Raw genomic sequence first — 23191 nt, 5'->3', positions numbered from 1 at the left:
CGATATTTAGAATGATTTGTGAGTATATAATTGGCATTTTGAGCAAAGTTAAGGCATAAATAAGTAAAGAATATATATAGATATAAGGGAGAGATTGTAATGAAATTCATTAGTAATAATAATATTACAGATCCAACTTTAAACTTAGCAATGGAAGAATATGTTTTAAAAAATTTACCAGCAGAAGAAAGTTACTTTTTATTTTACATAAATAGACCATCTATCATTGTTGGAAAGAATCAAAATACGATAGAGGAAGTAAATCAGACATATATAGATGCTCATAACATCGATGTAGTTAGAAGAATTTCTGGTGGTGGCGCTGTTTATCATGATACTGGCAATTTAAACTTTAGTTTTATAACAGATGATGATGGTAACAGTTTCCACAATTTCCAAAAATTCACTGAACCAATTGTTCAAGCATTACAATCTTTAGGCGTAAATGCTGAATTAACTGGTCGTAACGATATTCAAGTTGGACAAGCGAAAATCTCAGGGAATGCTATGGTTAAAGTTAAAAATAGAATGTTTAGTCATGGTACGTTGATGTTAAATAGTGATTTAGACGAAGTTCAGAATGCACTAAAAGTTAATCCAGCTAAGATTAAATCAAAAGGTATTAAATCTGTTCGTAAACGAGTAGCAAACATTCAAGAATTTTTAAATGACCCTTTAGAAATTGAAGAATTTAAAAAAATCATCTTGAAAACTATCTTTGGAGAAACTGAAGTAGAAGAATATAAATTAACGGATGAAGATTGGGAAAATATTGAAAAGTTAAGTAACGACAAATATAGAACTTGGGAATGGAATTATGGTAGAAACCCTAAATATAACTTTGAACGCGAGGAAAAATTTGAAAAAGGATTTGTACAAATTAAGTTTGATGTTAAACGAGGTAAAATCGAACATGCAAAAATTTTCGGTGATTTCTTTGGTGTCGGAGATGTCACTGATCTTGAAAATGCATTAGTTGGCTGTCTACACGACTTTGAGCACATAGAAGAAGCACTATCAGAATATGATTTATATCATTATTTCGGTGACATAGATAGACATGAATTAATTAGATTAATGTCATAAACGATTAAAGGACTATTCTTACATGTATGAGATGTTAAGAATAGTCCTTTTATGATTGCGTTATGGAATTCGAATCAATGTTATTCACCGAGAAATGCCTCCAAATTTTTGTATTCTGCCGTATATTGATTAAATGCTGCTTCATCTTTATTGACGAGTGCGTCATCTATAAGTTCTATGAGCTGTCGTTTTCTTACCTCTCGAAGTGCTTCATTGATAATTAATTCAATACCCAAATCATTGACAGTTGTGACAAACGCTTCTAAAGTTGTATGTTTAACATTAGTATTGTATTTCATAGAAACCACTACCTTTCTTTAATTTATAATAAGTATACATTTTTCTAATTTTGAAATCAATGAATATTCTGACTATTAGTTAAAAATTATTGTACATTTTCACCAAAATAATAACTTGACAACTCAGAATTTTATTATAAAATATCTTTATATCATTAATTGTATTTTTATATTAATGGTTTAAAACTTAATAAAGCGAGGTTTTGCTTATGTATTCTCAAAATATTTATGTGATACGCAAAGGAGACATGGTTATTCGACCAGCATTTGATGATGACGATCAAAGAAACGGTAGTGAAATAATTCGGTTTGACAAAACGCGTATTCAAAATCCTTTTAAAGTCCAGAAAATCATTGAACACTCTTGCAAATTTTATGGTAATACTTATCTTGGCAAGAAAGCAGAGACAAACCGCATTACTGGCATTTCTAGTAAACCACCTATTTTACTAACACCATTATTTCCAACTTATTTTTTCCCAACACATTCTGACAGACAAAATGAAAATATTTGGTTAAATATGCATTATATCGAAAGTATTAAAGAATTAAAAAATCGTAAATGTAAAGTGACATTTATTAATAATGAATCAATCATTCTTCATGTTTCATACCACAGTTTATGGCATCAATATAACAATTCCATTTTTTACTATTACATGGTAGATAAACAATCTCGCATGATATCAAAAAATCCCGACCAACCAATAGATTATAATAAAGCCACATTGAATGTGTTTGAAGCATTGACACGCTATTCTTTATTTGAAGATAAATAAATTGTTTATTTTTAAAATATGCGGAATGTTTTATAAATATAGTGTAAATGTTCTGCATATTTTTTTAAGGTATCTATTGCAAATTAACTTAATCTTGTTATAATAATATTTGTGCTTGATATTCAAACACATACAAATTAATCCACAGTAGCTCAGTGGTAGAGCTATCGGCTGTTAACCGATCGGTCGTAGGTTCGAGTCCTACCTGTGGAGCCATTGGAAACGTACTCAAGTTGGCTGAAGAGGCGCCCCTGCTAAGGGTGTAGGTCGCGAAAGCGGCGCGAGGGTTCGAATCCCTCCGTTTCCGTTACTTGCTAAAATGGTATATACCATTTTAGCTTTTTTGTTTACTTATATATAATGAATGAGAATTTCACTGTTCTTTTATATCAATTTTAAAATTCTAAAAACCTTTCCTAGATAATCTTCTCTAAGAAAGGTTTTTATACTTGTTGAACTTATAATTAATTTATTACATAGCAATATTTACCTGTTTTTAACTACAAAATTATCACTACATGAAATACGATAATTCGGATCTCTTAACTTCTCTGCAATTAATGTACTCATTGTTTCATCGTATGATTCATGTATAATAGCATTTTTCAAATAATTCTTGTAGTTACGATAACAATAGTCAGTCATTGTAACTCTATAACTCTTAGTCAAATCAATTTGATCTAACATTACTCGTTGACCAGGTTCTTGATTCATATCAATCTCATAATTGAATCCTTGCCACATTGTACATAATGTTTCATCAATAATTGTTAAGCTTAATTGCTCGTTAACAAAATCTAAATGTGAATAACTATACTCCAATATATCTTTGATATTTTGACCACTAATTGTCATATCCATTGGCTTATCTGGATATGGGTATGCATGATACAAATCTTCATTTCGAATCTGTCCACTCAGCCCCTTCTCTCCGTTCATAGGCACGTGGACACATGTTATACCATTATCAAATGCAAGGTGAATTGCATCGTGTAATAATTGCGAAAATGGATGTGTTTGACAGACTAAATCTTGTAACCCATTTACTGATAACATCAAACCTTTATCACTTATGATTTCCTGTGACCAATAAGCCACTGCTTTTCTATCATAGAATGTTAAATCTAATAATTCTTGATCCTCTTCATACTCATTTAAATCAATCACTTTAGAATCAATGCTTTCAACATCATAAGTTGTTGTTCTCTTTTTAAAATTAATCGAAAGATGTACAAGCTCTTTGGCATCTTGACCAGCCTGAACATAATACGTTTCATGATCTTGACCTACTATTGTTTGATGCTGATGAGCTGTAATCATTAAATCTATAACACCGAGTTCTTCCATTAATTTTTCAGCTTCATTCGAACTTGCCTTTTTATTTTTCGTACTATTACTAATTTTATTCAATCCACCATGATAAATTACAATCAAAAAATCTGGCTCTTCAACTTCATGGATATATCTAATCCATCGTTTTGATGCCACTAATGTCTTTTCAATAGATACATCTTGCTCCATTTCAGAATACTCATTTTCCATTAAACCATCTGCTGTGACGCCTACGATAGCAATTTTTAAGTCACCAAAATGTTTAATACAATATGGAGTTGAAAAATAAGGCTCCTTAGTAACATTGTATTCAATATTTGCTGATAACCATGGAAAACGTGCCAAAGCAATTGAACGAGTTAAAAATGATAAACCAAACTTGAATTCACTTGGACTCACACCGCTAGCATCATAATGCATTCTGTTCATTAACTTTATCATTGGATGTCGTTTATAAGGTGCAACAATAGCATAATAATAGGCCGCTAACGAGCCAGCTAAACTTCCGCCACTATCTAATAAAATGACGCGATGATTTTGTGCTCTTACTTGGTTAACATAAGTACCAGCTCTATAAATATTTGAACCATAATCACCATTTAAGAAATGACTATGCATATCTGACGTAGTTAAAATCTCTACATTAATGTTTTCATTTTTTTCCATCATGTTACACCTCTCATTGTTACTAGTTTACCATTTTCAAAACCAATCGTCTTATAAAATAAGTTAAAAATACAAACTAAAAAAGCAATCTAAGTTCCAGTTAAAATCTACATTAACTTAACTTAGATTGCTATTATATTATCCTATTTGAATACGTTCTTTTGGATAATGGAATTTATCTGGTTCTCGACGTCCTGCTATCATAATGATAAATGATATTAAGCCAACACGTCCTATAAACATGAGTACCATTAGTACGACCTTGGAAATATCACTAATATCACTTGTGACACCAAGCGATAGTCCACAAGTTCCAAATGCAGACATGACTTCAAAAAATACTTGTAAAAATGTAAGCTTACCATTTTCAGTAGCTGATATAATTAGCATTCCTAAAAATGTTAAAATTGTCGCCATTGTAAATACTGCAAATGAACGTTGAATATCCATAATGTGTACTTCTCTATTGTAAACTTTAATGGATGTTTTATCGGCATTATTACTAAAGTTAATTAAAAACAAAATTAAAATAGCGAAAGTTGTTGTACGAATACCGCCACCAACCGAACTTGGCGAAGATCCTATAAACATTAAAATACCCATGATAATATTCGTAGGGTCACTTAGAGTTGTCACATCAATTGTTTGAAGACCTGCACTTCTTGTAGTCGCTGATTGAAACAGCGAATAGAATAACGATTGATGCCAACTTAATCCTTTGAACGCATGGTTATGTTCAAATAATAGAATGGCTAATACCCCAACAACAAATAGGAATAAATATGTTGATGTCGTAATTTTAGTAAATAATGAAAATCTAAAATTAGTAACCCTATTTTGAATATAAGCTTTAACTTCTAATAATACTGGGAAGCCGATTGATCCTAAAATTATTAAAAATATAACTATCGCTTGTACAAAATAATCATGTGCATAAGGAATTAATGACTTACCTGTAATATCTAATCCACCATTGGTAGTAGCAGAAATAGAAACAAAAACACCTTGCATGATTGCATATTTTAAATCTGGATTATCTCGATAAAAGTAAAATGCTAATAACATGGCTCCTACGAGTTCGATTACAAATATTGATTTTACAATATCAATAATCAATTTGACGGTACCACTCATTGTGTTTTTGTTATTATCTAACATAATTAACTGACGTTCTCTAATTCCAATATGTTTACCTAGTACCACCCATAACATCGTACCAATTGCCATGACGCCAATTCCACCAATATTTAATATCACGAGGATAATTAATTGTCCAAATGTAGAATAGGTATCGACAATACTTATCGGAGACAATCCAGTAACACTAATTCCGGATACGGCAACAAATAATGTGTCAATTGGATTTACTTCTACACCTGGTTTATGAACATACGGTAAGTTTAATAATAAAAATGCAATGACAATTGCGACGATATAGTACAATACAATACCTTGTTGAGGGCTTGATCTTTTTAAAAACTGGCTAAAAATTGACACGTTGTTCACCTCAACATTATTTTAGTTTAATATTAATTTCTTTCTCTTTACCATCTCTATAAATCTTCGCTGTAATTGATTTCAAGTCATCTTTATGACTAAATATAATCTGCCTAAAGCGTAAATCATCTTCTAAAAGTTTGCCATCTAATTCAGTAATTACATCACCTTTTTTCAGACCAGATTGATCTGCTAAACCATTGTTGTCAACTTGATCTACAACAACACCGTTCTTAACTTTTCCTGGCAATTTAACTGCTTGTCTTTCAAAACTATTTAGACTGGCAATATTCTTCATTTTAACACCTACATCGGGATAGTCAATTTTACCTTTTGTTTCTAAATCTTTTACAATCTTTTGTACTTCATTAACAGGTATTGCAAATGACATATTTTCAACGTTTGGCATACTAATTTTAGCTGCAACTACACCAATTAATTTTCCTTCTCTATTGACGACAGCACCACCCGAGTTACCTGGATTTACTGATGCATCAATTTGGAAAGCTTTCATCAACATATCATATTTATTATCTTTATCGAAATCAATAGGAACATTTCTGTTCAGACCTGAAATAATACCTTCTGTCACAGTGCCTTTAAAGTCTACACCAAGTGGATTACCTACGACTAATATTGGCTCTCCTAACACTAAATTATTTGAATCTCCAATAGCTATCTCTTTCACTGAACTGTCTGAAGAAGTCGCTTTAACAACAGCTAAATCTGACCATTTATCTTTACCAAGCACTTTCCCAACAACACTCTTATTATTCGAGAAAGTTATTTTTTGATTTTCTTTATCACCGACAACGTGTGCATTCGTAACAATATATAACGTATCTCCAGATTTTTTATATACAACACCTGATCCTACTTCGTCTTGAGATGCTTTATCTTTAGGTAATGATGAATCTTTTGATGTTTCATTTTCAACTGTAACGACCGATTTAACTGTGTTATTGGCATTTTTCATCGTTGTCGTATATTTTTGAGCATTTGCATCATTATTATCATTCATGCGATCATTTTTGTTCACATTATTAAAAATGGCATTCAAAATAACAATTAGAATAATAATACCCATTAGAATAACTAATTTAGGCCAATACATCATCCAAAACTTTTTCAAAATGTCACTATAATTATTATTCGTAGCGCGCCCTTTGTTCAATTTTGATGTAGCCTTTTTTTGATTATTATTTGCCGATGTCTTTGTATTTGTTTTTTGACCGTTTAATTTATCATGGTCATTAATAGAAATATTTCTTTTTTCAGTGCTACGATGAGATGCAGTTGACTGACTTTGATATCCCACCGTTTCAGACGAGTCTGCATTTTGTTTATGTTTATCTTCAACATGAATTTTTTCATCAAGTTTTCGATCGTCATCTGTTTTTGATAATGATGGTGTATTGATATCATTATCAGGATTATCGTCAACAATATGATTTTCTCTCATGACGTTATCTTTATCATCACTTATCGATGGTATATGATGACTTAAATCATTTTCATGATTAGACTTGTCATTTTGTTCGCTATCACCATATGTATAGGTTTTTGTTTGCTCATTTTGACTTTGCTGTCTTTTCAATTTCTGTTCTTCCGGCAAAGTTAATGGCTTCTGATTATTTACTTCATCATCAGATTCCGACAATTTTGGTACTGTATTTGATTTGTCTGATATTACTTCAGATTTCAGATTACTACTTTTATTTCCATCTGAACTGTCTTTTTTTATTTTCTCTGTCTGCATCGAGCTGTCTGAATCAGTTCTTGAAGACTCAGAATCAATTCTAGTCTCTTTATCATGTTCTGAAGGTTTAGAAAGTACATGTTGCTCTTCATGACCAACTTTGTTTTTATCTGAACTTAGCTTTCTCATGTCAGTTGATTCTACTTTATCGGTTGATTTAGTTGATAAAGTCGCTTCAGAATTTTGCTCATAATATTTTGATTTCTCTGTATCTTGGTCCACTGAATCTAATGAATTTTGTTTTTTAGATACATCGTCTGTTATATAATGATCTCTGTTATATGCTGACTTACTATCCTGATTACTTTTACTTTCTTCAGCTTTATTCTCATTAACATCACGGTTTCTCTGTTCTAAATGCGATGATAAACTATTTTTAAAACGTTCGTGCTTATCAATTGAATCTTTATGTATTTGCTTATCTGCTTTTTTTGATGTTGTATTATCTATATTTTGTTTATCTTGATGTTGATTTAAATTTTCTTCTCTGTCTTCGTTGTGGAAGAATTCACGACGCTTACGTCGGTACTGACTTTTAGGAATTACATGTTTTTTACCAATATCCACTAATGTCCACTCCATTCAATAAAATCACTTATCATTATGACACATTAACACCTAATTTGCTTTAAAATCTATATAATTTCTATTGAAAAAATGCTAAATATAAAAGGCACATTTTCTTAATACTATATCGCATCTTTTGATTCACATTCTTCAAAATCCATTTTTCATAAATCACTCAATTAAATGAAAAAGGACAACCTTAAACTAAATTAAGATTGTCCGCTTCACATCAATTATTTATGCGATTTTTTATTTTTAACAACTGAACCTAACCAACCGATAATTACTAATCCAATTAGTACTGTCCAGAAAATAGATTGCCATAATACGCCATGTGGGAAGTGCTCAGGCAATACAGCGATGTCTGGGTGCGCTAATACCATGACAACTAATTTAACACCTACCCAACCAACGATCGAGAAGGCTGCACCTTCAAGTCCTGGATATTTGTTTAATAGCTCTACAAACCATGTTGCTGCATAACGCATTAGAATAACACCAATCATTCCACCTAGGAACATGACTACGAACTGACCTAAGTCCATACCACCAAAGTGAATACCAACTTTAGGAAGTGTTACAGCAATAGCTAAAGCAGCAAGCATAGAATCAATGGCAAATGCGATATCTGCAAATTCTATTTTCAACACAGTTCCCCAGAATGATTTGTTACTTGCTTTAATCTCTTCACCAGATTCATCATAATGATGATCATCTCCAGCTTCAGGACTTTCAATTTCTGGGTGTTTAAAGAACTGCCACAGATTTTTGATTGACATATAAATTAAGTAAACCGCTCCTGCAGCTTGAATAAACCAAAAGTTCGCGATAATACTAATTAAGAATAATGCTAAAAATCTAAATACAAATGCACCTAACAAACCGTAAAACAAAGCTTTTTTACGCTGTTCGGGTGGTAAGTGCTTAACCATTACAGCCATAACAATCGCGTTATCTGCTGCTAATAAGCCTTCTAAAAATACTAAAACGACAAGTACCCATAAATAAGGTAAGATCAAACTTGGATCCATTAACATGTACAACTCCTTTAAATAAATAAGTTAAGTACAAACAAAAAGACCTATGCTAAATAAATAGCAAAGGTCTCACTAAGCAATTTAAATTGCCCACTTTACCGGAAGATATCTTCGTAATGACGATAAAGTGTCGAATCATTTATACGGTCATGATTCTTAAGTTACTCCCCTCTGACAAAATGCCATAGGTTATTCATTTGATACATCATAGTATACCTTTTTCTTTTAAAATATACAATTTATTTTTCTTCAACGAAACAATTATTTTTAATGTAACAAATTCGATTATACAATTGAGCCGTTAAAGTAAACTATACAATTTAATTTCAGGGAATTTCTCTTCGAACCATCTTGTTGCAAATTCATTTTCAAATAAGAATACTAAATCGTCATATCTATCTTTCACTAAAATCGATCTTGATGTGTTCATCTTATCTGTAATTTGGTCTTCATTTTCAATCCAACGTGCAATTTTACGGCCTACTGGCTCCATAACAACATCAACATTATATTCATTTTTCATTCTATGTTCGAAAACTTCAAATTGTAACTGACCAACAGCACCTAAAATAATTTGGTTTGTGTGTAATGTTTTATAGTATTGAATCGCACCTTCTTGTACTAATTGTTCAATACCTTTATGGAAATGCTTCTGTTTCATGACGTTTTTAGCAGAAACTTTCATAAAAATTTCTGGCGTAAATTGTGGTAAATCTTGGAAACTGTAGGTTTGTTTCCCACCAACTAAAGTATCTCCAATTTGATAATTACCAGTATCATATAGTCCAATGATATCGCCTGCTACAGCATGATTCACAGTTTCTTTATCGTCTGCCATAAATGACGTTGAACGTGTGATCTTTTGCTTTTTATTAGTACGTTGCAAAGTAACATCCATACCACGTTCAAATGCACCACTAACGACACGCATAAAGGCAATTCTATCACGGTGTTTAGGGTCCATGTTGGCTTGAATTTTAAAGATAAATCCTGAAAATGAATCATCAAACGGGCTTACTTCAACGTCTTCTTTTGTTTGTCTCGCATTTGGCATTGGCGCAAAATCAACATATGCATTTAAGAAATTTTGTACACCAAAGTTAGCTAAAGCTGAACCGAAAAATACAGGTGTTAAGTCTCCACTCAACAGCGCGTCATTATCAAAGGCTTCACCCGCTTCTTCAACCAACATTAATTCTTCAATCGCTTGTTCAAAAGCACTATCATTTGTAATTGCATGATCTTCTTCCAACTCAAAATCATCATTCAAATGTAATATATTTTCTTCATCTCTAAATGGTTCAATTGTTTTAGACTTTCTATCAATGATGCCAAAGAAACTTTGTCCCATACCAATTGGCCAATTCATAGGGTATGTTTCAATATTTAATGTCTCTTCGATTTCATCTAATAATTCAAATGGTTCTTTACCTACTCGGTCTAATTTATTAATGAATGTAAAGATTGGAATACCACGCATTTTACAAACTTTAAATAACTTCAATGTTTGTGGTTCAATACCTTTTGCACAGTCTATGACCATGACAGCACTGTCAACTGCCATTAATGTTCTATACGTATCTTCTGAAAAGTCTTCATGTCCTGGTGTATCTAAGATATTGATTTTATAATCATCGTAATCAAATTGCATTACTGAACTAGTTACAGAAATACCACGCTCTTGTTCAACTTTCATCCAGTCACTTGTCGCAAATTTACCAGTCTTCTTCCCTTTAACTGTACCCGCTTCACGAATAGCACCACTGAAGTACAATAGTTTTTCAGTTAACGTTGTTTTCCCTGCATCGGGATGTGAAATAATCGCAAAAGTCTTTCTAGACTCAACTTCTTGCTTTAAGTTCATTAGTCTTTCTCCTTTTTATATGTTTCTATCCAATCTGTTAGTTGTGATGCAATCGATTCTGCCTCTTCCTCTTCTTTAAAAACAAACAATTGCATGAGTATTGCTTCAAAACAAGTTTCTTCATCTAATGTCATTGCCATCTGATATGACCAAAACCAATCTAGTATAGCAATGATTATCTGGTTATTTAATGCTTCGAATAAATAAACATCAATAGTTTTACCTTCATCAATAAATCTTTTATTGATCAACAGGGCCACCACCGAACTTTTTGTAAGCTGCTTCAAGGCCAATTAAATCATCTCGATGTGGCACCTTAATATGCCCTGGCATGATTTGATATGGTTCTCTTCCTTTTGATGCTAAAACGACAGTATCCCCAGGCTCAGCTATGTCAATTGCATGTTTTATCCCTTCTGCACGATCATCAAATTCAATATAGTTTTGATGTGTTGCACCTTTGGCTAATTCTGCCGTTAACATTTTCGGGTCATCATTTGCCGGATTATCCGGTGTGAAAATGACATAATCTGCACGACAGGCAACTCGCCCCATTTCAGGCGTTTTAGTTAAATCACGTTCGCCTGCCATACCAACTAAAAATATCAACTTTTGCTTTACAAAAGGCTGTACTGCATCGATTAATTTGTTCATACCATCAGCTGTATGTGCATAATCGATAATTAAATCAATAGGTAACGAAGGATCTAAAACTTCTAATCGCCCTTCAACAGGTTCTAAATTTTCAACAGCTTTAATAATCGTTTCTAAAGATGTACCTTTACTCCACACCGCAATCATTGCCGCCATAATATTAGAAATATTAAACTTACCAACATAAGGCGATTTTACTGGGTAAGTTCCAAAAGGCGTTACAAAATCAAAGCTGACACCTTGTAAAGATTCTTGAATATTTTTAGCCATAAATTGGGCTTCCTCATCAATTCCATAACTAAATACTTCATAAGGCGTCACTGTTCTTAAATACTCAGAAAATGAATCGTCATTGTTTAACACGACATACTTTTCTTTCGACAAATCTTCACCTAATTGACTAAACAATAAAGACTTCGCGTGTCCGTATGCTTCCATTGTGCCATGAAAATCTAAATGGTCTTGTGTTAAATTTGAAAATATTGCAACGTCAAATTCAACGCCTCGCAGTCGTCCTAATACTAAGCCATGGCTTGATACTTCTAATGTCATAGATTCAGCGCCTGCATCAACTGCTTCTTTAATTTTCTTAGTTAAAGAAACTGTTTCTGGTGTCGTATTTGCACCTTTTGTCTTTGTTTCATTAATTTGGAAACCATTAGTTCCTAAATATGCACTATTTTTTTGTAACTTTCTTTGAATTAAATGAATCATCGTCGCAATAGAAGTTTTACCATTTGTACCCGTTACACCAAATGTCACTAACTGATGACTCGGATAATCATATAATGTGTGTGCTAGAATACTAGCTACTCTTAATGTGTCCGGCACAACCACTTGTGTTACGTTAGCTGGTAATGATTGTTCTTTATTGACCACTACCAACTTACACCCTTGATCAGCTACATTTTGACAGAACTTATGACTGTCTACAGTATATCCAACTGAAGCGACAAAAATGCTACCTTCTCTCGCTGTACGTGAATCAGTAGTGATATCATCTATTTGTTGTTCTAAAGAACCCAATACACGCTTTACTTTTACTTTCTTAAACAACGTACTTGCATCCAAACTGAACCGCTCCTTTTTCTACAATATGTTTATTATACACGTTTTGTTGATGTTAATAAATTTATAATTTCACTGTTATATCCTACTAATCAGCATTTTCTAATTTCTACTATTAAAAATAAAACATACGGTATTATGAATTAGTTTTACAATTATGGCTCATCTTAAATTATTAAAACCATCTTGTAACTTGGTATAATATCATAATTGTTTCCAAAAATATGCTATAATTGTATACTGGATAATTTTAAATATACAAATAAAACATAGAACAATAAATTGCTTTATAAAATAACGTTTTATTTTGTATCAATTCATCTATTGATTAAAATTGCTATAAATGTAACGACTTTGCGTCTTTATTTCTTTTATAATGCCGTAAAATAAGTTACACTTAAATAAAATTTTCAAACTAACGGAGGGTGGCTATTAATGGTTACTCAAAATAAAAAGATATTGATTATTACTGGCTCATTCGGTAACGGTCATATGCAAGTTACACAGAGTATCGTTAATCAACTTAATGATATGAATCTAGACCATTTAAGCGTCATTGAGCACGATTTATTTATGGAAGCTCATCCAATTTTGACTTCTATTTGTAAAAAATGGTATATCAATAGCTTTAAATATTTTAGAAATATGTACAAAGGGTTTTATTACAGCCGCCCAGATAAACTAGACAAATGTTTTTACAAATACTATGGACTTAATAAGTTAATTAATTTATTGATAAAAGAAAAGCCAGATTTAATATTATTAACGTTTCCTACACCAGTTATGTCGGTACTAACTGAGCAATTTAACATTAATATTCCAGTTGCTACAGTGATGACAGACTATCGCTTACATAAAAACTGGATTACGCCGTATTCAACAAGATATTATGTGGCAACAAAAGAAACGAAACAAGACTTCATAGACGTAGGTATTGATCCTTCAACAGTTAAAGTGACAGGTATTCCTATTGATAACAAATTTGAAACGCCTATTAATCAAAAGCAGTGGTTAATAGACAACAACTTAGATCCAGATAAGCAAACTATTTTAATGTCAGCTGGTGCATTTGGTGTATCTAAAGGTTTTGACACGATGATTACTGATATATTAGCGAAAAGTGCAAATGCACAAGTAGTTATGATTTGTGGTAAGAGCAAAGAGCTAAAGCGTTCTTTAATAGCTAAGTTTAAATCTAACGAGAATGTATTGATTCTAGGTTATACCAAACACATGAATGAATGGATGGCATCAAGTCAACTTATGATTACGAAACCTGGTGGTATCACAATAACTGAAGGTTTCGCCCGTTGTATTCCAATGATTTTCCTAAATCCTGCACCTGGTCAAGAGCTTGAAAATGCCCTTTACTTTGAAGAAAAAGGTTTTGGTAAAATCGCTGATACTCCAGAAGAAGCAATAAAAATTGTAGCTAGTTTAACGAATGGTAATGAGCAATTAACTAACATGATTAGTACAATGGAACAAGATAAAATTAAGTATGCTACACAGACAATATGTCGAGACTTACTTGATTTAATCGGTCATTCATCACAACCACAAGAGATTTATGGAAAGGTTCCTTTATATGCAAGATTCTTCGTTAAATAATTACGCTAATCATAAAAATTTCATTTTAATGCTTATTATCTTATTTTTAATGGAATTTGCGAGAGGCATGTATATCCTAAGCTATATTAATTTCTTGCCAACAGTTACATCCATTGCTGTAGCAATAACGTCTCTAGCATTTTCAATACATTTTATTGCTGATGCATCTACAAACTTTGTTATAGGATTTTCACTGAAAAAATTCGGCACAAAAATCGTTTTAACGACTGGATTTATTTTAGCATTTACAAGTTTATTTTTAGTTATTTGGTTTCCAGCATCACCTTTTGTAATCATATTTAGTGCTATGATGCTCGGTATTGCAGTTAGTCCTATTTGGGTAATTATGTTATCCAGTGTTGAAGAAGATAAACGTGGTAAACAAATGGGCTATGTTTATTTTTCATGGTTGTTAGGCCTATTGGTAGGTATGGTTTTTATGAATCTACTTATCAAAGTGCACCCAACACACTTTGCCTTCATGATGTCTTTAGTCGTTTTAATTGCATGGATATTATATTATTTTGTCGATGTAAAGTTAACAAATTATAATACTCGTCCAGTTAAAGCTCAATTGAGACAAATTGTTGATGTGACAAAGCGCCATTTATTGTTGTTCCCTGGTATTCTTTTACAAGGTGCCGCAATTGCTGCCCTAGTTCCTATATTACCAACATATGCTACTAAGGTTATTAACGTAAGTACAATTGAATATACTGTTGCAATCATTATTGGTGGTATCGGCTGTGCAGTTTCGATGCTATTTTTATCGAAACTAATAGATAACCGCAGCAGAAACTTTATGTATGGTGTTATTCTAAGCGGATTTATTTTATACATGATATTAATTTTCACTCTATCTATGATTGTTAATATTCACATCGTGTGGATTATCGCTTTAGCTATCGGTCTAATGTATGGCATCTTATTACCAGCATGGAATACCTTTATGGCACGATTTATCAAATCAGATGAACAAGAAGAAACTTGGGGTGTTTTTAATAGTATCCAAGGATTCGGCTCAATGATCGGGCCATTATTTGGCGGATTAATTACACAATTTACCAACAATTTAAACAATACATTTTATTTCTCGGCATTAATCTTTTTAGTCTTAGCTGTATTTTATGGAAGCTACTTTATAGCAAATAGAGAAAAAGCTAAGTAAGGTTAAAACGTATTTTAAAATAAAGAAAATGGTCATTTTTATTACATTCAATAAAAATGACCATTTTCTTATTAATTCAAACATACTACGATTAACAATACTATTATGTTACTTAAGCTAATTTAAACGTTTCAATAACTTTCCATTTATCTTCGTCATCGTCAAAACGTAACAAAGTTAATTCATCGATAATTTCTTTATGGTCTACCCCAGCTAATGCTACTTGACCAAAAATATCTTCGAATTCTTGGCTAGATAGTCCTTGTGCTATTGTAAAGTGTGGCACAAAAACATGTTCAGCTTCTCCATAGAAATCTTCTCCATTAAAGCGATTAAACAATTCTTCTAAGTCGTCCGTCTTCGCAACTTTAAAGTAAATCACATTGTTCGTTGGTTTGAAGCTAGAAGCTTTTGTAGCATGAACTTCTACTGCTGGTATACCATTAATACGAGCTCTAACCTGTTCAATGACAGAATCTAAATCACCATCTCCAATTTCAAATGGCGCTTTAATTGTCACATGTGGTTTAATTCGTGAATACTGTTTATCATATCTTTTACGGTAAGAATCCACCGCTTCTTGAAATGACTTTGATGGAATTAATGCTAATCCTAAAATCATCTGAATTCCTCCTTTGTTTAACCTATTGCTATTATATCAAATTTCTTTGAAAACCGTTACATTAAAAATAATTCATTATACATCTTTTGCAATTTCGACAAATTTAAATTAAATCAAACAGTAAAATCTTTTATAAATTATATTATAGACCAAACTATATGAAGACAATTCATACTAAATCTACTAATGTAAATTACTCATAATGTTGATCATCTGTGTTTTTACGTAAAAAATACAATAATATATCTGACAGCAATGGTTTCCAATCTTTCCATTGGTGACCACCTTCAAATTCATCGTAATAATAAGTTATATTATATTTCTTAATTTGTTCAGCTAATTCTCTATTCGGTGTTAAGAAATCGGCACGCTTACCATTTGTTGGTAAAGTAAAATCTTTTTCATCTAGACCAATGACATGCCAAATTGTCAATTGTTCTTTATTAGCACATTGATTTAGCTTATCTAATACTTTGTCATCTGAATGTGGACTTAACATTGCTACACGACTAAAAATCGTTGGATAGGTCAACGCCGTTAATAAGGCAATACTACCCGCTAAACTATCCCCTACTAATAACCTTGCATTACCTACTTTCAGTGTAGAAAACGTCGAGTCAATAAATGGCAATATTTCTTTACCGACTGATTGAATAGTTAAATGAGAACGACTTCCTTGTGGATGAAATTCCTCTCTACGCTTATCAACGTCTTCATAATGGAATCCAACAATGATCGCATCATCAATACGCGCTTCTTTGATTAACGATTCATATGTACGTTGTATTCTCCCGAAACGTAAAAAATCTAATCCGTCAAAGCAAAGAATGACATTATATTTAACAAGTTGATTATAAGATTCTGGTAAATAAATACTTATCGTGACATCTCTATTTAAAATATTACTATATAAAACATGTTTATTAATCTTACCAGTTTTAAATTCTGACATAAAAAAGTGCCCCCTAGTAGTTGTATTGTTATTGTACCAAGAGACACTATATTTTTAAAATTCAAATTTCTGAGCACCTAAAATTATCAATGCTGTTTCTTTTTTTATCAAATGATCACTACATATACTATAAACAAAAGTAGATTACTTTTTGGCACGTGCTTGTTTTAAACGTTCTGGATATGTCTTCAACCAAAAGACAGCATTAGGTAATTTATTCGGATCAGGTTGATAAACTGCATTATAACCGTTTCCTAAACGTTTCTTTTGAATTTCATAATCTTTTAAAGCATTTACGGCAGGCTTATGTAAAATCCAAATCGCAATGATATTTAACCAAGCCATTAGACCTACACCTAAATCACCGAATGCCCATGCTACATCAGCTGTTTTAACTGCACCGTAAAATGTAGCGAACAAAATAATCACACGAGCAATATTAATAAATATCGATGAAACTTGATTATTTTGATTACGCGTTAAATAAGCAACATTTGTTTCTGTAATGTAGTAGTACGACAAAATTGTAGTAAATGCAAAGAAGAATAAAGCAAATGCAATAAAGTACGAACCTACGCCAGAGAAAGTAGGATCAAATTGATAACCACTGCCATGGAACGCTTTATCAATGCCGGCTTGTGCATACATCGCAGTACCTGAATAATCTTTACCTGTTGCATTTTCAACATAAATACCGCCATCTTTAATTAAATGCGGTGTGCCATTCGCATTAACCGTACCATCAGTCACATTATATGTACCAGAAATAAGTATAATCAGAGCAGTTGCAGTACATACAAATAATGTATCAATATAAACTGAAAATGCTTGTACTAGACCTTGTTTACTTGGATGTGATACTTCTGCTGCCGCTGCTGCGTGTGGACCTGTACCTTGACCAGCCTCATTTGAGTATAATCCACGTTTAACACCAATCTCTATCATTGCGCCAACGATACCACCAAAAGCAGATTGTAATCCAAATGCTGATTTGAAAATTAATGCAAATAACGCTGGCACTTCTTGTATATTGATACAAATGATAATGACAGCCATCAGTATGTAAATAATTGCCATAAATGGTACAACGGCTGTTGCAACATTGGCAATACTACGTACACCACCAAAAATAATTAATCCCAAAATAACTACAACAATAGCACCCATTAACCATTGTGGAACATGAATCGCATTATGCATAGAACTTGCTATAGCGTTAGATTGCACACCAGGAAGCAATAGACCTACTGAGATAATCGTAACAATAGCAAAGATAATTCCGTAAATTTTACCAAATTTACCACCAATACCATATTCAATATAATACGCTGGTCCACCACGGTATTCATTATTTTCAACTCTCTTGAATATTTGACCAAGTGTAGATTCAATAAAAGCACTACTTGCACCTAAAAACGCAGTAATCCACATCCAAAATACTGCACCAGGTCCTCCTATAAATATTGCAGTAGATACACCGACAATATTACCTGTACCAACCCTGCCTGCTAAAGACATGGCTATCGCTTGAAAACTTGAAATACCATTAGGAGACTTCTCTCCTTGAAACATTAATCGAATCATTTCTTTAAAATGTCTAACTTGAAAAAATCGCATACGCAATGTAAATAGCACACCAGTAATTAGCAAACCATAAACTAATGGCTTACTCCAAACAACCTCATTTAAAAAGGTTACTAATTTTTCAATCATAAGATTCCCCCTATTGTTTAAACATAAAAATATTATACGATTAAGCACGAGACACTTCAATATATTTTTCAGAATATTCTTATAAATATTAATATGATCATTTCATTATTTAAACACGTTTAATATTAAAATAAGTTATTCATATAAACTGGTGCTGTTTGATCCAATTGCAGACTTACGAGTCATTGAAAAGTCTCACAAACTATTGAAAGTAAATATCTTAAAATAGAAAGTGAATGGTTAATTTAAGTATATTTAAAAAATATTAACCTTTTTAAGCACTGCTATTTAGGATATACTAAATAATAACTAAGTTTAGAAAAATAGGAGGAACATCGTTTATGTTAAACAAGGTTTGGTTCCGAACTGGCATCGCTCTGATTATGCTGTTCATTCTCATCAAACTATTTATGGAAGTGCACGAAGTATTTACTCCAATAGCTACAATCATCGGTTCTGTATTTCTTCCATTTTTAATTAGTGGTTTTTTATTTTATATCTGTCTACCTTTTCAAAACTTACTTGAAAAAGTCGGTTTTCCAAGATGGGCTAGTATAACAACAATCATGTTAGCTTTGTTTGCTATTATCGGCTTAATTGTTGCGTTTGTTGCACCAATCATCATTTCAAATATCAACAATTTAATTAGTCAGACACCTGCCCTACAAAAAGAAGCAGAGCAAATTATTAAATTCGCACTAGCTCAAATGGATAAATTACCTGAAGATGTAACAAGTAGAATTACAAATATGGTTAAATCAATGGGTGATGGCGTTACTAATATTTTATCTAATTCATTACAGTACATTACATCATTAATTTCAACCATCTTCTTATTGATTATGGTTCCATTCTTCTTAATTTATATGTTAAAAGACCATGAAAAATTTATCCCAGCTGTTGCTAAATTTTTCAAAGGTGAACGTAAAGTATTTTTCGTAGATTTATTAACTGATTTAAACTTTACATTAAAATCTTACATTCAAGGTCAAGTAACTGTCAGTGTTATTTTAGGTATATTCTTATATATCGGTTATTCAATTATTGACTTACCATATATTCCTTTATTAGTACTATTTGCTGGTGTCGCAAACTTAATTCCTTTCTTAGGTTCATGGTTATCATTTGCACCTGCAGCAATACTCGGTATTATAGATAGTCCTACTACATTTATATGGGTTTGTATCATTACATTAATTGCACACCAACTTGAAGGTAATATCATTACACCAAATGTAATGGGTAAATCTTTAAGTATTCATCCTTTAACAATTATCGTTGTTATTTTAGCAGCAGGAGATTTAGGTGGCTTTACATTAGTTCTGATTGCAGTGCCATTATATGCTGTACTTAAAACGGTTGTTAGTAATATTTTCAAATACCGCCAACGCATTATTGATAAAGCAAACAGTAATATTAAGGATTAATTCTGTGGATGTCTTTTAAGAATATAAGATACTATCTCCTCAAAAGTTGAAACTACAGCTTTTGAGGAGATTTTTTTGTGCATAAAAAATCAGTCAGATGAAATATTAAATGATATTCCATCAGTCCGATTATTATAAAAGCCAAAAAGCTTTGCTCACATATATAATAACGTGAACAAAGCTGTTGAATGATATTATTTAATTGCGTGGAATCCGCTATCTACATGAATATTTTCACCTGTAACGCCACTTGATAAATCACTTAATAAGTAAGCCGCAGTTTTACCTACTTCTACTTGATCAACATTACGTTTTAAAGGTGCACGCTCTTCGATTTCTTTAAGAATTGTATTGAAACCACCCACACCTTTTGCACTTAATGTACGGATTGGACCAGCTGAAATTGCATTAACGCGAATATTATCTGGACCTAAGTCTAATGCTAAATATTTAACATTTGCTTCTAAGCTCGCTTTAGCAACACCCATCACATTATAGTTTTGAACTGCGAATTCGCCACCTAAATATGTTGTTGCAACAATGCTACCACCTTCTGGCATTAATTTTTTAGCTTCATGAGCAACGATAGTTAGTGAGTAAGAACTAATGTCTTGAGCTAACAAGAAACCTTCACGTGAAGTTTCAGAAAAGCGTCCGCGTAAGTCTTCCATATTAGCAAATGCGATTGAATGATATACACCATCGATATTGCCAACATCTTTACCAATTTGCTCAAAACCATTAATAACCTCTTCATCGCTTTGAACATCAATTTGATATAAGTGCGCTTCTGGTTGATTTAATTGTTCTAATAATTTTTCAAGCTCTTTACGGCTACGTTCTTTACGGTAAGTAAATACTAATTTAGCACCTAATTGATCTAAAACTTTAGCGACACCAAAAGCAATACTACGCTTATTAGCGATTCCCATGATGACATATGTTTTGTTTTCAAGATTTAACATGTAAGATAACTCCTTATAATAATTAATTTAACGGATAGAATATCTAATCCCAGTTTTAACTAACTTTTTATTCGTCATTACATTTTAACACTATTATGACTTTTTAATAAAGTTATTTAAACGTATTACAACGATAAATGTTTGATTTAGTCCTTTCTGTATCAAACTTGATTTACGTAAAAAGCATGTATTTATCAAAATCATATACATACTAGCATTTTAAAATCATTAATTTTACGTCGTACTAAAATACGTCTGCATTTTAATATCATTATTGTTAAAAATAAAATTCTAACTCTTGCTTCAATTCATCAACGTATTCTTTAGCACCGGTAACAATTAAGCGATCTCCATATCGCAATTGTGTATCTCCATGCGGAACAATCGACTCATTATTACGGATAATACGCACGAAGATGATGTCTCCTCCGAATGGGAAATTACGTAATTGAATATTTTCATATTTATAATTTAACATTTGAATTTCATATAGTGACGTTTCAACATTACTTAATAAATTCAACATGTTAGGTGTTTCAATTAAACCTTTTAATAAGATTTTATTACTTAAGTAGCTACTGAAAATTTCAATACCTGAATCAACTAACTCTGTATCGTCCGTTGTGCTTTCAAGTCTGCAAATGACACGCTCAACTTGATGTGCTTTGGCTAATTTAGCAACTTTTCGGTTAATATCATCGTCATTCGTAGCACAAACAACTATGTCTCGGTCAAACAGACCTAGTCGTTCTAAAACATCTTGTTCATAATCAGCAATTTCTATCATCGTGATATCATCCGACAATTGACGACGATCACTCAAGTCTTTGCGATAATATAATGTCACGTCATATAACTGAGATGTTAAATTTTGCGCTATAGGAATCGTTAATTGATTTTTACCAATTAAACTAACTTCAATTTTACGGTTAAACTCATCTGGAACTGGAAACAGTTTTTTGAAAATAATCGGAACGAATACACATGTAATGACTGCGCTTAAAATTAATATACCTGACGTTTCAGCTGAAATAGCATTTAATCTTTCTGAAATTTTGGCTGCAGCTATCACGAGCGATAATGTTGATGTTAATAAAAATGCTGATGCAATCGTTGTTTTCATATCAAACCAACGTCGAATAAACATGACTGGAATTAATTTTGAAATGATAAATGCAACGATTAAAATCGGTATGATAATTAGTAATTTCGGTTCTTTAATTAATGAAGGTATGTTTAAATCTACACCAACCATTATAAAGAAAATAGGAATAAAGAACCCATAACCAAATGAGTCTAACTTTTCAACCATTTCTTCATCTGGATTTAATAATGAAACAACGACACCTGCTAAGAATGCACCTAATATATTTTCTGCGCCAACTCCCTCTGCTAGGGCTACTAATAATATTATTAATGCAAATACCGCACGAATACCGATTTGCGTCGTACCATCCATCAATTTTTGTAAAAATGACATTCTTTTAAATTGAACACCTAAAATATATGAAATTGCTGTGAAAACAACTAATATACCTATTAACCATATTGTACTGCCGCCTTGACCATTGATTGCGCCATAGACCGTTAATAAAATCATAGTTACTAAGTCCGCAAGTACTGCTACTAATAGGATAAATTGCCCTATAGTTGTTCTCATAATATTCATTTCTTTTAAAGTTGGAACAACTACACCTAAGGAAATAGTTGAAATGATAATGACCATTAATAACACATCATCCACTAATCCAAGCCATTTAAATACATACGCTAAAAGAATCGAAATAATCATAATAAATGCAAATACAGTTAACGCTAGATTAAGATGCCCTGGAATTGAGGATTCATCATCATTTTGTCCTTGACGTGCGCGTTTATCTTTTTTAAAAGCTTTAAAATCAATTTCTAAACCACTTAAAAACATTAAAAAGATAAAGCCTAACGTTGATAAAATATTTAGAATTGAATCCCTTTCTACTATATTTAGAAATGAATTTCCAATCACTATCCCCATCAAAATTTCTGCAACAACAACTGGCAAGAAATTAATATTTAATCGATTGACAATTATTGGAGTTAAAAACGCTGCTAAAACAACAATAACTAAAGATAAAAACTCCATAAC

The 23191-nt window shown here is 32.0% G+C and carries 18 protein-coding genes, 2 tRNA genes and 1 riboswitch; of the genes, 7 read left to right on the top strand and 13 right to left on the bottom strand.

Annotated elements, in window-relative coordinates:
• The first annotated feature begins 99 nt into the window (after window positions 1-99).
• Window positions 100-1086 carry a lipoate--protein ligase gene (lplA, locus tag KI230_RS04990; protein WP_000668820.1) on the top strand — a complete coding sequence of 329 codons (987 nt, stop codon included), beginning with the start codon at window positions 100-102 and terminating at the stop codon, window positions 1084-1086.
• Window positions 1087-1166: 80 nt separating this feature from the next.
• Here the strand turns inward: lplA and KI230_RS04985 are convergent, their stop codons facing one another.
• Window positions 1167-1385, bottom strand: a complete 219-nt coding sequence (locus tag KI230_RS04985) for an IDEAL domain-containing protein (RefSeq protein WP_000876826.1) — start codon at window positions 1383-1385, stop codon at window positions 1167-1169.
• Window positions 1386-1594: 209 nt separating this feature from the next.
• On the opposite strand from KI230_RS04985, the gene KI230_RS04980 reads away from it, so the two are divergent.
• The 3 genes from KI230_RS04980 (at window position 1595) to KI230_RS04970 (ending at window position 2471) form a co-directional block, all read left to right on the top strand.
• A complete protein-coding gene (locus KI230_RS04980) occupies window positions 1595-2164 on the top strand; it encodes a competence protein ComK (protein WP_072419948.1) in 570 nt (189 codons plus the stop codon).
• A gap of 141 nt (window positions 2165-2305) precedes the next feature.
• Window positions 2306-2380: transfer RNA gene (locus KI230_RS04975), tRNA-Asn, on the top strand.
• 2 nt (window positions 2381-2382) lie between these two features.
• Window positions 2383-2471, top strand: a tRNA-Ser gene (locus KI230_RS04970).
• Window positions 2472-2650: 179 nt separating this feature from the next.
• On the opposite strand, the gene KI230_RS04965 is transcribed toward KI230_RS04970, so the two are convergent.
• The 7 genes from KI230_RS04965 to KI230_RS04935 form a co-directional block, all read right to left on the bottom strand.
• Window positions 2651-4162, bottom strand: coding sequence for a bifunctional metallophosphatase/5'-nucleotidase (locus KI230_RS04965; RefSeq protein WP_000414184.1), 1512 nt, complete (start codon window positions 4160-4162; stop codon window positions 2651-2653).
• A gap of 138 nt (window positions 4163-4300) precedes the next feature.
• On the bottom strand, window positions 4301-5659 hold the full coding sequence (locus KI230_RS04960; protein WP_000021870.1) for a TrkH family potassium uptake protein: 1359 nt from the start codon (window positions 5657-5659) through the stop codon (window positions 4301-4303).
• A gap of 16 nt (window positions 5660-5675) precedes the next feature.
• Window positions 5676-8000 carry a S1C family serine protease gene (locus KI230_RS04955; protein WP_072384790.1) on the bottom strand — a complete coding sequence of 775 codons (2325 nt, stop codon included), beginning with the start codon at window positions 7998-8000 and terminating at the stop codon, window positions 5676-5678.
• Between the two features lie 218 nt (window positions 8001-8218).
• Window positions 8219-9022: a TerC family protein gene (locus KI230_RS04950; protein ID WP_214958337.1), complete on the bottom strand. Its 804-nt coding sequence runs from the start codon at window positions 9020-9022 to the stop codon at window positions 8219-8221.
• A gap of 74 nt (window positions 9023-9096) precedes the next feature.
• Window positions 9097-9204, bottom strand: a riboswitch (yybP-ykoY riboswitch).
• A gap of 119 nt (window positions 9205-9323) precedes the next feature.
• The gene (locus tag KI230_RS04945; protein WP_001049951.1) at window positions 9324-10886 is read right to left on the bottom strand and encodes a peptide chain release factor 3; all 1563 of its coding nucleotides are present in this window, start codon (window positions 10884-10886) and stop codon (window positions 9324-9326) included.
• Entirely contained in the window at window positions 10886-11137 is a 252-nt protein-coding gene (locus tag KI230_RS04940; protein WP_283216809.1) for a YueH family protein, read from the bottom strand. The genes KI230_RS04945 and KI230_RS04940 overlap by 1 nt, the downstream gene beginning before the upstream one ends.
• The gene (locus KI230_RS04935) at window positions 11127-12611 is read right to left on the bottom strand and encodes a UDP-N-acetylmuramoyl-L-alanyl-D-glutamate--L-lysine ligase (RefSeq protein WP_000340119.1); all 1485 of its coding nucleotides are present in this window, start codon (window positions 12609-12611) and stop codon (window positions 11127-11129) included. The genes KI230_RS04940 and KI230_RS04935 overlap by 11 nt, the downstream gene beginning before the upstream one ends.
• A 432-nt stretch (window positions 12612-13043) precedes the next feature.
• On the opposite strand from KI230_RS04935, the gene KI230_RS04930 reads away from it, so the two are divergent.
• Entirely contained in the window at window positions 13044-14219 is a 1176-nt protein-coding gene (locus tag KI230_RS04930) for a diglucosyl diacylglycerol synthase (protein WP_000258645.1), read from the top strand.
• A complete protein-coding gene (ltaA, locus tag KI230_RS04925) occupies window positions 14197-15387 on the top strand; it encodes a lipoteichoic acid biosynthesis MFS flippase LtaA (protein ID WP_001154232.1) in 1191 nt (396 codons plus the stop codon). Before KI230_RS04930 ends, ltaA begins: the two co-directional genes overlap by 23 nt.
• Window positions 15388-15499: 112 nt before the next feature.
• Here the strand turns inward: ltaA and KI230_RS04920 are convergent, their stop codons facing one another.
• The 3 genes from KI230_RS04920 to KI230_RS04910 form a co-directional block, all read right to left on the bottom strand.
• Window positions 15500-16009, bottom strand: a complete 510-nt coding sequence (locus KI230_RS04920; protein ID WP_168768184.1) for a YjcG family protein — start codon at window positions 16007-16009, stop codon at window positions 15500-15502.
• Window positions 16010-16202: 193 nt separating this feature from the next.
• Window positions 16203-16961 (bottom strand): esterase family protein, encoded by a 759-nt coding sequence (locus tag KI230_RS04915; protein ID WP_001288675.1) that lies wholly within the window; start codon window positions 16959-16961, stop codon window positions 16203-16205.
• 144 nt (window positions 16962-17105) lie between these two features.
• Window positions 17106-18674: an alanine/glycine:cation symporter family protein gene (locus tag KI230_RS04910; protein ID WP_000570687.1), complete on the bottom strand. Its 1569-nt coding sequence runs from the start codon at window positions 18672-18674 to the stop codon at window positions 17106-17108.
• Window positions 18675-19015: 341 nt separating this feature from the next.
• Here KI230_RS04910 and cozEa point away from each other — a divergent pair, with 341 nt between their 5' ends.
• Window positions 19016-20101, top strand: coding sequence for a lipoteichoic acid biosynthesis protein CozEa (gene cozEa / locus KI230_RS04905; protein ID WP_000933104.1), 1086 nt, complete (start codon window positions 19016-19018; stop codon window positions 20099-20101).
• 194 nt (window positions 20102-20295) lie between these two features.
• Here the strand turns inward: cozEa and fabI are convergent, their stop codons facing one another.
• Window positions 20296-21066: an enoyl-ACP reductase FabI gene (fabI, locus tag KI230_RS04900; protein ID WP_000933195.1), complete on the bottom strand. Its 771-nt coding sequence runs from the start codon at window positions 21064-21066 to the stop codon at window positions 20296-20298.
• Window positions 21067-21343: 277 nt separating this feature from the next.
• Window positions 21344-23188 carry a monovalent cation:proton antiporter family protein gene (locus KI230_RS04895; protein WP_000395153.1) on the bottom strand — a complete coding sequence of 615 codons (1845 nt, stop codon included), beginning with the start codon at window positions 23186-23188 and terminating at the stop codon, window positions 21344-21346.
• Window positions 23189-23191: the final 3 nt, after the last annotated feature.

Origin of the sequence: Staphylococcus sp. MZ3, from assembly GCF_018622755.1 — a bacterium.
Classification (GTDB): domain Bacteria; phylum Bacillota; class Bacilli; order Staphylococcales; family Staphylococcaceae; genus Staphylococcus; species Staphylococcus aureus.
The sequence above is the reverse complement of the archived record's forward strand: the minus strand, read 5'-3'. Positions and strand labels throughout refer to the sequence as shown.